The organism is Okeania sp. SIO2F4 (assembly GCF_010672385.1).
GTDB lineage: Bacteria > Cyanobacteriota > Cyanobacteriia > Cyanobacteriales > Microcoleaceae > Trichodesmium.
This window is the reverse complement of sequence record NZ_JAAHGT010000130.1, coordinates 1-15,464: the sequence shown is the minus strand read 5'-3', so window position 1 is coordinate 15,464 and position 15,464 is coordinate 1. Positions and strand designations below refer to the sequence as shown.

General features: G+C 34.1%; 13 protein-coding genes and 1 pseudogene. 5 read left to right on the top strand and 9 right to left on the bottom strand.

The window, feature by feature from the left end:
* Positions 1-573 (bottom strand): serine/threonine protein kinase (locus tag F6K22_RS10960; RefSeq protein ID WP_293097033.1); only part of this gene is annotated, 573 nt, incomplete at its 3' end.
* A 1,125-nt stretch (positions 574-1,698) separates the two neighbouring features.
* Positions 1,699-2,496, bottom strand: coding sequence for a TIGR01548 family HAD-type hydrolase (locus F6K22_RS10955; RefSeq protein WP_293097030.1), 798 nt, complete (start codon positions 2,494-2,496; stop codon positions 1,699-1,701).
* A 75-nt stretch (positions 2,497-2,571) separates the two neighbouring features.
* Here F6K22_RS10955 and F6K22_RS10950 point away from each other — a divergent pair, with 75 nt between their 5' ends.
* From F6K22_RS10950 to F6K22_RS10935, 4 genes and pseudogenes are all read left to right on the top strand, one after another.
* Entirely contained in the window at positions 2,572-2,877 is a 306-nt protein-coding gene (locus F6K22_RS10950) for a 30S ribosomal protein PSRP-3 (protein ID WP_293097027.1), read from the top strand.
* A 642-nt stretch (positions 2,878-3,519) separates the two neighbouring features.
* Positions 3,520-4,593 carry a class I SAM-dependent methyltransferase gene (locus F6K22_RS10945; RefSeq protein WP_293097025.1) on the top strand — a complete coding sequence of 358 codons (1,074 nt, stop codon included), beginning with the start codon at positions 3,520-3,522 and terminating at the stop codon, positions 4,591-4,593.
* Positions 4,594-4,818: 225 nt separating this feature from the next.
* Positions 4,819-5,406, top strand: a pseudogene (locus F6K22_RS10940) (Uma2 family endonuclease).
* A gap of 568 nt (positions 5,407-5,974) precedes the next feature.
* Positions 5,975-7,171: a DNA cytosine methyltransferase gene (locus tag F6K22_RS10935; RefSeq protein WP_293097022.1), complete on the top strand. Its 1,197-nt coding sequence runs from the start codon at positions 5,975-5,977 to the stop codon at positions 7,169-7,171.
* On the opposite strand, the gene F6K22_RS10930 is transcribed toward F6K22_RS10935, so the two are convergent.
* The 7 genes from F6K22_RS10930 to F6K22_RS10900 form a co-directional block, all read right to left on the bottom strand.
* The gene (locus F6K22_RS10930) at positions 7,156-7,356 is read right to left on the bottom strand and encodes a hypothetical protein (RefSeq protein WP_293097020.1); all 201 of its coding nucleotides are present in this window, start codon (positions 7,354-7,356) and stop codon (positions 7,156-7,158) included. The two genes, F6K22_RS10935 and F6K22_RS10930, sit on opposite strands and share 16 nt — an antisense overlap.
* A 55-nt stretch (positions 7,357-7,411) precedes the next feature.
* A complete protein-coding gene (locus F6K22_RS10925; RefSeq protein ID WP_293097018.1) occupies positions 7,412-7,825 on the bottom strand; it encodes a hypothetical protein in 414 nt (137 codons plus the stop codon).
* A gap of 195 nt (positions 7,826-8,020) precedes the next feature.
* Entirely contained in the window at positions 8,021-8,518 is a 498-nt protein-coding gene (locus F6K22_RS10920) for a DUF2752 domain-containing protein (protein ID WP_293097015.1), read from the bottom strand.
* 9 nt (positions 8,519-8,527) lie between these two features.
* The gene (locus tag F6K22_RS10915) at positions 8,528-8,656 is read right to left on the bottom strand and encodes a hypothetical protein (RefSeq protein WP_293097013.1); all 129 of its coding nucleotides are present in this window, start codon (positions 8,654-8,656) and stop codon (positions 8,528-8,530) included.
* Positions 8,657-8,753: 97 nt separating this feature from the next.
* Positions 8,754-9,344: a hypothetical protein gene (locus tag F6K22_RS10910; RefSeq protein WP_293097010.1), complete on the bottom strand. Its 591-nt coding sequence runs from the start codon at positions 9,342-9,344 to the stop codon at positions 8,754-8,756.
* A gap of 133 nt (positions 9,345-9,477) precedes the next feature.
* Positions 9,478-10,392 carry an alpha/beta hydrolase gene (locus tag F6K22_RS10905; protein WP_293097007.1) on the bottom strand — a complete coding sequence of 305 codons (915 nt, stop codon included), beginning with the start codon at positions 10,390-10,392 and terminating at the stop codon, positions 9,478-9,480.
* Positions 10,393-11,434: 1,042 nt separating this feature from the next.
* Positions 11,435-12,442: an SMP-30/gluconolactonase/LRE family protein gene (locus tag F6K22_RS10900; RefSeq protein WP_293097004.1), complete on the bottom strand. Its 1,008-nt coding sequence runs from the start codon at positions 12,440-12,442 to the stop codon at positions 11,435-11,437.
* 1,039 nt (positions 12,443-13,481) lie between these two features.
* Here F6K22_RS10900 and F6K22_RS10895 point away from each other — a divergent pair.
* On the top strand, positions 13,482-14,861 hold the full coding sequence (locus F6K22_RS10895; protein ID WP_293097001.1) for an aminopeptidase P family protein: 1,380 nt from the start codon (positions 13,482-13,484) through the stop codon (positions 14,859-14,861).
* Positions 14,862-15,464 lie beyond the last annotated feature (603 nt).

Here is a 15,464-nt window from a genome sequence, read left to right as displayed (position 1 = left end):
TAGAAACAAAAATCTATTTCCTACATCCTGTCCTGTAGGCGTTAAATTTGTATCATCCTCTTTGTTGAAAGAAAGACCAAAATCTATTAATACTGGAGTAGTTAGAGAATCATTTCTAACAATAATATTGTCAGGCTTAATATCTCTATGCACTACATCTCTTTGATGACAATATTCAACAATATCTAACAACTTAACTGTAAACTTTACAGCATCAAATACATCAATTCCCCCCTTCTCTATAATAAACTTCTCTAAAGTGTTTCCTTCTATAAATTCAGTCACCATGTAGAGAAGAATATTTAAGTCTTCAAAAAACTCGTAATTTGAATCAATTAATTCAGGTATTCCAGGATTTCTAAAAGTTTTGAGATTATTTACCTCTCTACTCATCCTGGCACGTCTTTCATCATCTTTTTGGTGACAGTAATTAAGTATTTTAAGTACATAATTACCAGGAGGAAATGAATCATTTTTAGGTTTTACTAAAGAAGTTTCACCTTGACCACCTTTACCTATTTTTGCAATAACTTCCCATTTTTCATCCCAAGGTCTTTTCTTGTTTTTACTCATACAAAAATTTTAGTATACAATAGGAAAAAGCCTTATATTATCAGGACTTACGCAGGGGTACTATATATAGAGTGCAAAAACTATAACGTTATGGTTTTTAACACTACATACATGGTCTGGTGCGTAAGTCCTAATTATTATAGCAATCCTAAACAGGTTGCGGGTAATCAAACAGTAAATAACAAAACTGAAACTCCTACCTGTTCCAAAAAAACAGTAAGATTTTTGATACAAATTAAGATAGGATTGCTATATTGACAAAATTGCTGCTGACTTTGATAGACCTATGTCTGAATTTTAGAATCTTTCAGGAAAATGATTTTACTCAGTAGTCATCTTTTTAATATGATTTATGAACCATTCATTGACTAAAATTTGTACCTCAATTTTTCTCTGTTCAGCAATGAGTGCAGGTATCTTGCCCGGATGGGTGTAATACCAATCACCAAAAGTAATGCTATACTTAGGCTCAACTTCAGCTATTAAGTAATCAATATAGATATAATAAATTGTTTGCTAATTTTAGTCAATTTAATTTTATTTGTTATTCTTTTTACTTCTTCCTCATTCACCCATTCCCCTACTTACCTACTCAAAAAAGTGTAGAAAAGTTTTTGAGCAATGGTATAACTTACCAAACTGAAATCCGCTATATTTTTTTCTCCTGAAAAGGAGAAGCTTTAAAGCCCTGGTAATCAATTATTAATTAGGGTTTGCTGATTAAATCTAAAAGTATTGACAGATAAAGGTTTTAGACTTTTTAGATATTGAAAAAGTATAAGGTTTTCGTTCTAGGGATCTCAAAAAGTTAGCATTTTGGGTTGACTATTGGCTGAAAAATTAAGGGATGATTTTTCATCCTGCCTCCTCTAAGTTCCCCATTCCTCCTGACTCCTAGCCTCACCCATAAGACTTTTTCAGCAAACCCTAATTATTAATTAAATTAGCGAATAATTAAGATATAAAGCCTCTCCTTTCAAGGATAAACAAGCGGTCTATCTTCGGAACTGTCCGTAAGGATGGGATGCATCAGAAACCTAGCCAGATCCAATCTCCCCTTGAGAAGAAAAAATTTTCATGATTAGTCAATCCTATCCGTTTTCAAGGAGAGGTAATTGTTCATTATTAATTATTAATTATTAATTGTTGAAAGATCGCCTCTACAGACAACTCTTCAATATTATTCAAAACTACCTTTGCTCCTGCCTCCCTTAACTTAGCAGTATAAACATCTTGCCTTTCCTTACTTTCCTGCACATGGGGAGGCAACACACCGACACCAACCCAAGTTCTTAATGGCATCTTTTCACGAGCATTCTCCACCGTATACATATCTCCCACTGTATCCCCAGCATAAATCACAGGTAGATTTTCTGCCAAACCATTTTGTTTTTCCAACTGCTCCACTACTCCAAACAACCCAGTCGGGTCAGGTTTTCCCGGTGCATCCTCCATCGCCACTACTACCGGGGAACTCAACTCTAACTTTCCCTCCAAAACATAAGCAACTTCCCCTCGCATCGCTCCACTAAAAAATCCCCAAGACAACCCTGCTGCTGTCAACCCCTCAAAATAACCAGAACTTACCAACAACGGTTCCGAACAAATATAACCATTCCAGTTATCCTCATCTAAACCCCGATAACGAGACTGAAAAAAAACTACTAACTTTTGATAATCTAAATCCACATCCTCCCGTTTTTGACCTTGGCCCTCAAAATGGCGATAAACTAACTCTCGCGAAGCTTCCCAGTCATTATTCCAAACACCCTCAGACTTAAGCTGGTCAATATCCGCCAAAGTGGGGCAAAATGCGCCGGACGTACAATGCTTAACTGTATCGGCGATCGCTCGTCGATAAGACCCACCCACATCCCGAATCACACCATCAATATCGAAAACCAAAATTGCTTTATTCATCATCAAATTTTTATGGTAAAATGAAATTTTGTGTGTATAAAGTTTGAAAATTAGCCTAAAATTGGCTCAGGAGGTAAATTGTCCAAATTTGTACTAAAAGTAGTCTGGTTAGACGATAATGTAGCACTTGCTGTAGATCAAGTGGTAGGAAATGGTACCAGTCCTTTAACTTGTTACTTTTTCTGGCCTCGGAATGATGCCTGGGAACAACTAAAAACAGAAATGGAAGCAAAACATTGGATTTCAGAAGTAGATCGGGTGGATCTATTGAATAAGGCTACTGAAATAATTAACTATTGGCAAGAAGAGGGTAGAAGAAGACCACTTTCAGAAGCTCAGGCAAAATTTCCAGAACCAGAAATAGTTTTTACAGGTACTAATTAATGAATTGAGAATTCAGAATTTAGAGTTGAGAATTGAGAATTCAGAATTGAGAATTCACAAGTTAACTTAGAATATTTAGAAGGTTAACTGAATGATTAGTAATTAATAATCAGTAATTGAGTTGTATATATCTGGGGAGAATTAATGAAGTCAGAAGTTAACTTAGAATATCACAGGGCTAATTTAATTCTCCAGTCTAGACTATTATTAATTGGGGCTTGCTGATTAAATCTCAAAGTATTGACATATAAATATTTTAGCCTTTTTAGGTCTTGAAAAAGTACAAGGTTTTTGTCCTAAAAAGCTCAAAAAGTTAGGATTTTGGGTTGACGCGAGGCAGAAAAATCAAGGGATGATGTTTCCTCCTGCCTGCTTACCGAATTATTAATTATTAATTGTTAATTAAATAATTGTGGTTTAAAGCCTCCCCTTTTAAGGGGAAAAAAAGAAATGATATTTCCTAATCTTCAATCAAGTGCGGTTTTAACCAGAGGTAATTATCAATTATCAATTATCAATTAATGAATCATGCCCCATTCCTCCTAACTCCTGACTCCTGACTCCTGACTCCTGACTCCTACCCTCACCCATAAGACTTTTTCAGCAAACCCTAATTGTTATTAATTAAGGTAGAATCTGCTAATGAACCAGGAACAGACATTACCAATAAGCGACCAACTGCCACTTGTAACTTCTCCAGCTATTCTCAAAAAAGCTATCGTATATAAGCTTGATAGCTATATTTCAGGTCGTGGCGAGTTGGTGCTTCCTTGTCTGCCTGGTATGCTCGACTATTATATAAATATTGTAGAAAATTTATTTTCTCATCTGGGTAGACCAATGCCTGCGGAGAGAAAATTACAATTGCGTCAAATGATGGAAACGAGGTTAGCAGAGGGGTTTAATATTTCTGCAACTTCGATGTTAGTTATTCAATATGAATTAGTCAAGCCTCCCAAAAAAGGTATAGCTTGTCAAGTAAGTATTCGCACTCCAACTTTAGGAGAACAGTATAAGTCTTGGATAGAGAAAAGAAAGCCTCCTTTGTTTGGTTCTCATCCTGATGCTAGGGTTTTAGCAACTGTGGGAGAATTTCGCAAAAATGCTGCTTTGAAAATATTAGATGTGGGAGGAGGAACAGGTAGGAATGCTTTGCCTTTAGCGCGAAAAGGTCATTATGTAGATGTTTTAGAGTTAACGCCTGTTTTTATTGAACAGTTACAAACAGCGATCGCTACAGAAAATTTATCAATGAATGTAATAGAGGGAGATATTCTCGATCCACTGACAAGGTTGAAACCAGCTTTTTATCAGTTGGCGATCGCTACAGAAGTAGTATCTCATTTTCGGGATGTAGACGACTTGCGGTTATTTCTGGCAAAAATGTCTGATGTTATTTGTTGTGGTGGTTTACTTTTATTCAATATATTTTTGACAGTAGATGAATATGTACCTGATGAATTAGTCCGAGGTATGGCGCAGTTATGTTGGTCAAGTTTGTTTACATCTGAAGAGTTGACAACAGCGATGGAAGGTTTACCATTAGCGATGGTTTCTAATGAGTTAGTCATAGAATATGAACGTCAGCATTTACCGGAAACAGCATGGCCTCCTACAAGTTGGTTTGAAAGTTGGGCGACTGGTAGAGATGTGTTTCCCTTGGCGAATGGTAAACCACCTCTAGAGTTAAGGTGGATATTATGTCGGCGAATGTAGCAAATTAGGAGACAGGAGTCAGGAGTCAAGAGTCAGAATGAATATGTTTGATACCATTTTTTCTGTCGTAACTTAATCTTTTTCGTTAAATAGACATTTTCTATTAACTATTTGAATAGCTCTTATTAATAGCTGATAGCTATTTGCGCAGCATTCCAGAACGGAAATACTTAAAACTATAAAATATATTCAGTAAAATTCACTGAAAAATAGGAAGCAAAAATTATGGAAACACCCACAATATATTTACCACCAGTATTAAAATTAAAACTCGATCTTACAGAAGAACAATTTTGGCAACTGTGTCGCGATAATGATGATTTAAGATTTGAACAAACGGCAAATGGAGAATTAATTATCATGTCACCCACTGGTAGTAGAACAGGTAAAATTAATGCTGATTTAATTTATCAACTAATGTCTTGGAGTCGTCAAAATAATTTAGGGGAAGTATTTGATTCTAATAGTGGTTTTTTGTTGCCTAACAGAGCTAAACGTTTGCCGGATGCTTCTTGGATAAAACAAGAACGTTGGGATGCTTTGACATCAGAATAACAGGATAAATTTGCGCCTATCTGTCCTGATTTTGTCATTGAATTAATGTCACCAACTGATTCACTTTTAAAAACAAGAGAAAAAATGCAAGAGTATATAGAAAATGGTGCTGAATTAGGCTGGTTAATTAATCGAAAAAAACAGCAAGTAGAAATTTATCGCCAAGGTCAAGAAGTAGAAATATTAGACAATCCACAGACAGTATCAGGAGAAAATATTTTACCTGGATTTATTTTAGATTTAACAACAATTTGGTAGTCAATTAGATAGAGGTAGAATATTTTTAGGCGATCGCTATCCTTGATTCTTACGCTATCCTTGATTCTTAATAGTAAGCATTTCCTGCGGAATGCTGCCCAAACAGCCATCAGCTATTAGCTGGAGCGCCATTAACTTATTCTTTTTGAAGAAAGAATCAGAGTTGAAAGATTGAGCGAAAATTAAAAGTTACTCTAAAAGCATCTTTTGCTATCTTTCTGATTAATTACTTGGTGTAGAATTATTACCAAGGAAAAGCTGAAAGTTGAAGGCTAATACCTGAATGCTTAGATAAAAGATACTTATAATTTTTCCCTGTTCCCTTCTTTCATAAGTAATCAATGTAAACCGGATTTAGTTTAATATCATAAAATTAATCCAAAATAGGAAGCAAAAATTATGGAAATACCTACAATATATTTACTACTTAGTTTTATCAATATTTGGAAACTTAAAACTTAGTCATAGATTACTTTTAATTTTTAACTTTTAACTTGCGCGTAGCGCTATACTTTTCTTATTCTTGCCTTAAAATAATATTATTAATCAACACTAGAAAATTTGCCTAATGTCAACACCATCACCTCATCAAGGTTGGAATATTACCGAAGTACAAAGAGAAATTTATAGAGAACGTTCAAAAGCATCTAGTCGCGCCAAAAAACAAGCCTTAAATGGAGAAGGGCAAAAACCAATACATCCTATCAATATCCCGAATCTAAATCCTGAAAAACTGATGCCACAAATGCCTAAAAATAGATGGCGAACTCTCTCCTTGTTTAGTGGAGGTGGTGGTCTTGACCTTGGTTTTGACCGAGCAGGTTTTACTCATATTTCCTCCTACGATATTCTGGCAGAAGCTGGTAATACTTTGTGTAATCTTCGACCATACTGGGAAATTTTTTCAGGTGAAAAGGGAGATGTGACAAAAGTAGATTGGCGCTCCTATCGTGGCTCAATTGATATTATCCATGGTGGTCCACCTTGTCAGCCTTTTTCTATTGCTGGTCGTCAAAAAGGTAAGGAAGATAATCGCGATATGTTCCCTGAATTTCTTCGCGCTGTACTAGAAATTAAGCCTCTAATATTTGTGGCAGAAAATGTCACTGCATTGGTAAGTAAAAAGTTCAGCAAATATGTTGAAGAAGTTATTGAATCTCCTTTAGCTCCTCACTATAAACTCACGAAATTTCTTTTAAATGCTCCAGATTTTGGCATTCCTCAAATTAGAAAGCGAGTCTTTTTTGTCGGTTTTCGGGATGAAAAATATTTAGCTAAATATCAACCTCCTCAACCTACCCATTATTGGCATCATCTACCAACAAATCAATCTAAACAACCAGTTCAACTAAATCTTTTCGATAATTATGAAACTCCAGAAAAATTACAACGTTGTATGGGAACTCGTGAAGCTTTAGGATTACCAAATATTGGATTTGATGCTTTATCACCTACTCTCAGAAGTGGATTAACTGGACCCCGTCATACTACTTCTATTTTAAGTAGTGTTTCTGCACAAAAAGCTTGGGAAAAATTACATATTTGGCCGAACGGAGTAGCAGAAAATCGTGAGAAAGCACATTTATTTGTAGCCAAAAATAGTCATTTTCGGTTGTCTGTTCCTGACTGTGGTATTCTCCAAGGTTTTCCTGAGTCTTGGCAATTTTCTGGTGCAGTTTATCAAGCATTAGGTCAAATTGGCAATGCTGTACCACCACCGATGGCTTATCAAATAGCATTATCTATTGCTCAAGTATTGTCTTGAATAGTTTCTATTACAAGTTCTCTTAAACGTTGAGCATGATTAGTAGTTATTCGCTCCCAACCTTCAAAATATGAAGCTGGAATATGGGGATTATTTAAAGTTGAACCTCTCTCAATTAAATATTGACATCTATCTCTTAAAATCGAAAGCATTCTTTCAGGATAGTAGCCTAATTCTAAATCCATTTTATTTCGGTATTTTTGGATTGTGTATTGTCTTTTTTGCAGACTTTGAGAATCTTCAAGTGTATAAACTTCTTTTTCCCCAACAAACAATTTCATAGAGTAAAGATATGCTAATTAATTCTGGTATTAATTGAGCAAGTTTATAATCTAATGCAACATAAGCTGATTTTTCACTAATCCAAGGAGCCATCATTTTACGGGAAGCATACAAGCAATATTTTAGGATTTTACCTCCTTTTTCATAGAAACGAAATAACCAATGTTTTCCCCTCCACTTTTTAATATGCTCTTGTCTGAAATCTCTAACTGTAGTTACATAAGTTTTTGTAGTTGACTTTAATTCAAAAGGAATTTTCAGTTCATTTAAAATCAAAATTGCATCTGTTCTACTACGAGTTAAATTGACTGGTCTTTCTAAATTAAATAACTGGATAAGTTCATTTTCTCGAGGATCATCTTGTACTGTCATTAATTAACTGGGATTGGAAAATAATTATTTTGATAAATATAATAAATTTTAGTAAGTAGAAAGGTACAAAAAACTAAAGTATCTAATGAAAAGTAAAATCCTCGAAACTTTCCTTTCTATTGACTTTTGCCTCTACCATGAGTGGCTGTGATAACGAGAAATTTTTATACCCATCTACTTATTTTGCTTTAAGCATTAAAAATAACTATAACTAATCAGCCCAAATAACCAATTTCCCAGAGTAGAATGAATAAAAAAATTATATAATTCTCCAGATTTCCATAACTCTTGTAGCCGTGTTCCATGATAACTAAATAAAACTAGAAAACACAAAATATGAAACTGATTATTTTGAATTAAACTTATATAAAATACTTCAAGCTTTCGATTATTTATCAATTCTAAAAACAGATGTAAAATTGCAACTAAAAACACAGCAAAAAATACAAGCCCAAATAAATGATAAGCGATCGCCTGACTCAAATCTCCTCGTGCAACTGCCATAAAAGAGCGAGTCAAACCCCATCCAGGGCAAGGAATACCAACATAACGTAAGAGTGGACATCCTAGAAATGGTATTTTCAAACCCAAATTAAATAGGTAACTACCAATAATAGGAATAAGAGCGATCGCCAGATAAATATATCGTTGACTTCGCTCTTTATTAGATAAATTTTCTGAATACTTTTTCATTCAATTTCTTTATCGACTACGCAACAAATCCCAACCAAAACAAGTTAAATAAATTAGAATTGTTGCCATTTGTTGAAATATGATTAATTCGACAGTTTTGAGCAAGAAATTAGTGTCTGATTGAGAATAAGTAACCATCGATCCTCCTGCCAGAATCGCAATGATAATTAAAAAAATTATTTTCCTGTACTTAAATTTGACCATTGTTCAATTTTTTCCTCTTATTAATCAGATTTCAGCTCAATGCTACATATCCAAAGACAAATAAAGCTGCAAAAGGAATGATACATATCAACAATAACCAGGGAGATTTTTCCAACTTGTTGAAAATTTTGACCCAAGCAATAATCCATTTAATCTCAGCAATAATGCTAATGCATGGAATTAAAGACAAAATTGTCCATAACACAGGATTTTCTTCATCACCAGCGACGAAAGTAATGTATATATTTAAAATTGGAATCCAAGCAAACCAGGCATTTTCAACATTTAATTTTTCGTAAATCTCATACCAGAAACACCCTATTATTAAGTAGAAAATGATACAAAATACAACTATAATTGCTTCTATCTCTGGTACTTGAGTTATTGATCTCTGTGCCAATAAAATTGGTAACATCATACCAATGGCTGAATTAACCCATGAAAATTCACTCAGATATAGCATTTGTTTTAATTTATGAAGGTTAACAACACTGTCTCGCTTTTTTCTGATTTTTAAAGCCATTTTGACAGTTGATTCAGTGGTGGTTGGAACTAATGCTAAAAAAAATATTAATTGGCAATTGGGAGTTGCTAAAAACCCCAAACCCCTGGCCTCTACCATGAATATTCACCACTACCTAATAAGTAATCATTTAATAAACCGTATTTTATGAAAAAAGCTTCAATATTTTCATAAATCTTGAGATTTTCACTTAACTCAATAGAGTAGGTTGAGTTGAGGAATAAAACCCAACCTACTCATTGCACAAACCATATTTTATGAAAAAATCTTCAATATTTTCATAAATCTTGAGATTTTCACTATAACTAAATCCACCATGACCACCTCCTGGAATAGTTAATAATTGATTGGGTACATTAGCTCGATCGAGTGCTTCGTGAAATTTTACAGCATGATTATATGGCACACTTAGATCGGCATCACCGTGAACAGTAAAAATAGGTGGAAGTTGAGAATGTACATAATTAATTGGAGAAACACGCTCCGCTATTTCCAAGCGATCGCTCTGGTTTCCCATCCATTCCAAAGCATAACCTTGAACATTTGCTCCCTCCAGCAAATCTTTGACATCAGTAATACCATACCAATTGACGATCGCTGCCACCTTTAATTCCTTATCACCAGAGCAATAAGAGTCAAAACCAGCAGCAGGAGATAACATACCTGTTGTCATTGCTAAATGTCCGCCAGCAGAAAACCCACTGACAATGATTTTTTCCAGGTCGAAATTGTATTGTTGAGCATTCCTCATCACCCAATTTAAAGCACATCGACAGTCTGCTACTGCTGCGGGTGCTAGCGACTGTGCTGCCAAACGATATCCCACATTAACAACAGAAAAACCCATTTTCAAATATGGCAATAAAAAAAATAGCTCCACTTCTCTAGGACGGTCTACCCAACCCCCACCGTGAAAAAATATTACTGTTGGTTGTGGTTTAGGGGTGAGAGACTGATAAATGTCTAACTGCAAATCGTAATTATTAATAGTCAAATATTTAATATTTTTGTGAATCTGATAGTTTTGAAAAAATGCCAGTATTTCAGCAGCAGGATTTGATAGTTTTTTCCAAGCATTAATTGGGAGAAAGTTATAACCAATAAATACTGCTTGAGATGATGCTTCAGATAAATATTTTTTCAACATTACTCTTACTGGTAATAGAAAGTTATTCTAGATAAAGTTAATATTTTTAGGGAATTTTTGTCAAGGTTACTTAATACTTTCCACTGGCGACTCTAGTCTATATTTTACCAAATCAAGAAATTAATAAGTTGGGAAAAACTATAAACAATTATCACCCTAAAAAGCAACTATAGGAATCCGCGCATAGGTCGCAGGTAATCAAAAAGTAAATAAAAAAACTCAAACTCCCACCTATTGCCTGTTGCCTGTTCCCGAAAAAGCAGTAAGATTTTTGACACTAATAAAATAGGATTGCTATAGCAGTAATTAGTAATAGATAGGACTTACGCAAAGAAACCGGGTTTTTAGGATAAATCGTTGTTTTTAACAATAAACATTGACGAAAAAACCTGGTTTATAGGTTCGCCTGCGTAAGTCCTGATAGATTTTTTTTCTAATTTTCATCATTTGTGTATCGGTGTAAAAATCCTTGTCTTCCCCGACTGCTTCCTCCTTACTCTAATCTACATTTGTCAAAATCAAGAAATTAATAAGTTGGGGAAAAATCTTCAACACTTATCACCGCAATAACCACTTTTAGTCAGAGAATTTTCTTGGTAATACTCATCAGTTTATGCCAATAAAATCCTGGTCTTGCCAGAATTATGCAACTAACCTACTACCCTATTTAGCCAAATCAAGAAATTAATAAGTTGGCGAAAAATCCTCAACACTTATCACCGCAATAACCACTTTTAGTCAGAGAATTTTCTTGGTAATACTCATCAGTTTATGCCAATAAAATCCTGGTCTTGCCAGAATTATGCAACTAACCTACTACCCTATTTAGCCAAATCAAGAAATTAATAAGTTGGCGAAAAATCCTCAACACTTATCACCGCAATAACCAACTAAAAGTAATTAGTAATAGATTTTTTTTCTAATTCTAATCGTCCCTACATATGTGTAAAAATCTTTGTCTTGCCAGATTTTTTTCCTAATTTCAATTTTCTGTGTATCCGTGGCAAAATCTTTGTCTTGCCCAACTTCTTTCACTCACCTACTACCTAATTCCACCAGGTCTAAGTCCAGTAACTTTAAGAGTAATTTTGTACAGACTTTTACTAGCTGTTAAATAAAGAGTTTTATAGTCATCATTTCCCCATGCTAAATTAGCAACTTTCTCAGGTACAGCAATAATTCCTAACAACTCTCCCGATGCAGAAAAAACCCAGACTCCTCCCGGTCCGGTGCTATAAACATTTCCCTGTAAATCGACTTTCATTCCATCAGGAACACCTTGTTTATTCGGATCTTTTAACTCAGCAAAAATCTTTCCGTTTTCTAGAGTTCCATCTGACTTAACATCAAAAATACGAATATGACCTTTTTCAGAATCATTAACATAAAGTTTAGTTTCATCAGGAGAAAAAGCAATACCATTAGGACGGACAAAATCATCAACTAAAAGACTTAACTGACCATCTGGTGCAATTCGATAAACACCATAAAAACCTAATTCTTCCTGTTCTGATTTAATCCCATAAGGAGGGTCAGTAAAATAAATACTTCCATCTGATTTAACAACTAAATCATTCGGACTATTCAGACGTTTACCATTATATTTATCAACAAGTGTAACTATTTTGCCATCTTTTTCAGTTCGGGATACCCGACGATTACTATGTTCACCAGTAATTAACCTTCCTTCTAAATCTAGTGTATTACCATTAGCATTTCCAGAAGGATTACGAAATATCTTGACTTCTTGATTAGGTTGCCATTGATAAATTGTATTTTCAGGAATGTCACTAAATAACAAAAAACCTTCTGGATACCAGACAGGTCCCTCAATAAACTTGAAACCTTCTGCTACTTTTTCTACCTGTGCATCTTTGCTAATAATTTCTTGTAAATTTTCTACATTCTTGCCTTGACTTAGTTTTAAAAAATTATCTTGATGGGCAATAATTATATTAGTTATTGCTTGAGTATTACCATGATAAAATATAGTTACTACTGTGACTAATAAGAGAGTCGATATAAAAATCGAAAAATTTATACTTGACATTTTATTTTTCTGGTTAATTTTGATTTATATTCTATTTTAATAGAGACTATATTTTACTATTTTTCTTTTGTTTTAGGGAGTAGGAAGTAGAGAATCGAAAAGCATAAAAACAATTGTAGTTCAGTAACTTGAGAAATGCTATATACTAACTAACTACGAAGAAATTGCTTCTGCAACTCCCTCTATAGCAATCCTATTTTATTCCTGTCAAAAATCTTACTGCTTTTTAGGGAAAAGGGAAAACTTAACTGCGAACAGGTAAGAGTTTCAGTTTTTTTATCTACTTTTTGATTACCCGCAACATAAGGGCGAATTGCTATAGAAAAGAATCTTACAGCAATTACCATCCATTAATGGTATACTTCGATTATACTTCAACACTCAAATATTTAGGAAAATTAAGAGTCTGTTTTTAACAATTATTAGGAGCGTTAATATAGATTCTCACTACTTTTCCTCTCCCCCCACCTCCCACACTTCCCACACTTCCCCACCTAACCAAATATAGCAAAATTTTTGAGAAATGGTATTAGGTCTGTATAGGATAGGTTAAGTATGTTAAAATGAATTAAAGCATAGTTAGTCCTTCATAGTTTTAGTCAACAAATTAACAAATTTAATTTTCTATGTATCTGTGGCAAAATCTTTCTCTTGCCAGACTTCAAAGTTTGGAAACTAAATTTCTACTAGGGTGATTGGTAGTTATTACTTGTGGAATTTTAATCCTTAAATATTTTAAGGGATTGAATGTATCAGGAAATATAAAAAGGAGATAGGGAAAACTTAACAGGGAATTAAGGAGACAGAAATCAAGAAAACTATTTATCACTTAAAAATCTAGGAATATATGTACCTTTCCACCTCTGGTATCTACCATATTTTAATCCGTTAAAGTCTTACCGCTTTTAGATTTTCGTCACTCGTATGCTCTCTTAATACTTATTGTATAAACAGTCTATAAACTAATATTGAGTTGATCGAAAGTATCTACTAACCATAAATAACCTTTCAATAAATAACTGTCAAATAAACAATTACCATGCAAATTCCAACTAATCATACTTCTCTATCCAAAACACTCCATAACCGACGACAAAAATTAGCTAACTTAATTAATTTTCCAGCCATACTTTGGTCGGGCAGTCGTAGTACCCGTAACTTTCTACTTAATACTTTTCCCTTCCGTTCTAGCAGTCATTTTCTTTATTTTGCTGGTTTACCTATTGAAGATGCTGCTATCAGTTTAGAAGCTGGAAAATTAGCACTATTTATGGATAATCCACCGCCAAGTAATCTACTTTGGCATGGAGAAATACCAACACGCGATCGCCTCGCAGAAATTATCGGTGCTGATGCTGCTTTTCCGATGAAAGAATTAAAATCCTATGCCACAAATGCAGCAACTATTGCTGTACAAAACCCCACTACTAAAATTACACAATCTCAGATTTTAAATCGCGATATTTTTCCCTCTAATAAACCCCAAGAAATTGACTTAGAACTAACCAAAGCAATTATTTCTTTAAGACTTAGCCATGATGATGCAGCTTTAACAGAAATCAAACAAGCAGCAGCAGTCACAGTAGAAGCTCATAAAGCAGGAATGGCAGCTACAAAAAATGCTAAATTTGAAGCTAATATCCGGGCAGCAATGGAGAGTATTATTATTTCTCATAACATGACTTGTGCTTACCCCAGTATTGTGACTGTACATGGCGAAGTTTTGCACAATGAACAATATTATCATCCTCTACAAATAGGAGATTTACTATTAGCAGACGTGGGGGCAGAAACAACTTTAGGTTGGGCAAGTGATGTGACTCGAACTTGGCCTGTTTCTGGTAAATTTTCTTCCACACAAAGAGATATTTATGATGTAGTTTTAGCTGCTCATGATAATTGTATTGCTCAAGTTAAACCAGGTGTAGAATATTTAGATATTCATCTATTAGCAGCCAAAGTTATTGCTGAAGGATTAGTAAATTTAGGAATTTTAAAAGGTAAACCAGAAGACTTAGTAGAAATAGATGCTCATGCCTTATTTTTTCCTCATGGAGTCGGTCATTTATTAGGTTTAGATGTTCATGATATGGAAGATTTAGGAGATTTAGCAGGATATGAAATAGGTCGAGAACGTAGTAGTCGTTTTGGTTTAAGTTTTTTGCGATTAAATCGTCCGTTAATTCAGGGAATGTTAGTGACAATTGAACCTGGTTTTTATCAAGTTCCTGGAATTTTAAATAACAAAGAAATGCGTCAAAAATATCAGAATATTGTGAATTGGGAAAAGCTAGAATATTTTTCTGATGTTCGAGGTATTAGGATTGAGGATGATGTTTTAGTTAAGGCAAAGAGTGCTGAAATTTTGACTCAAGAATTACCTAGCGATATTGATGCAATTGAAAAATTAGTAGGATAATTATTTAGGATTTACCGAATCAATTTTCAACCTTAAGTCATCATAATTTTGAGAATTATTAAAGGTTAAACAAGTGTAATAAGTAATAAAAATAATATCAAAACTAATATAATTTTTGAAGATAAAGTAATAAAATAGTGGAGTTAAAGTAAGCGAAAAACAAGAACAAATTGCTATTTATTATCATCAAAGAGGACTGAAATATAGCTAGTCCTCTTTGAGGAATTTCGTGACTAAACCCCGACCTTTGTCATTATTATACCAATTATCAAATTATCAAAAATAATCCTATGTTTGACTAGGCTATAAGCGTCTATCTAAATACCAAATTTTCATTTCAATATACTTCCCATTTCAAACTCCTTGGTATCTTTACTACCCACATTCCCAACTTCAAAATGTAGTACAAAAATCCCATAACAGAGCGATATAGCTGCTGCACTTGCTCCGCCAACGCGATTAATTAAGTATTAATACTAAAAGAAGAGAAAAATTGGCGTGACTAGCATATTCAAAAGAAAAAACAGCTTGAGTTAGTCCATAAAAAACTACTCCAACCCAAGATATCACAAATAGGTTTGAGTTGGAGCCCAACTGCATTAA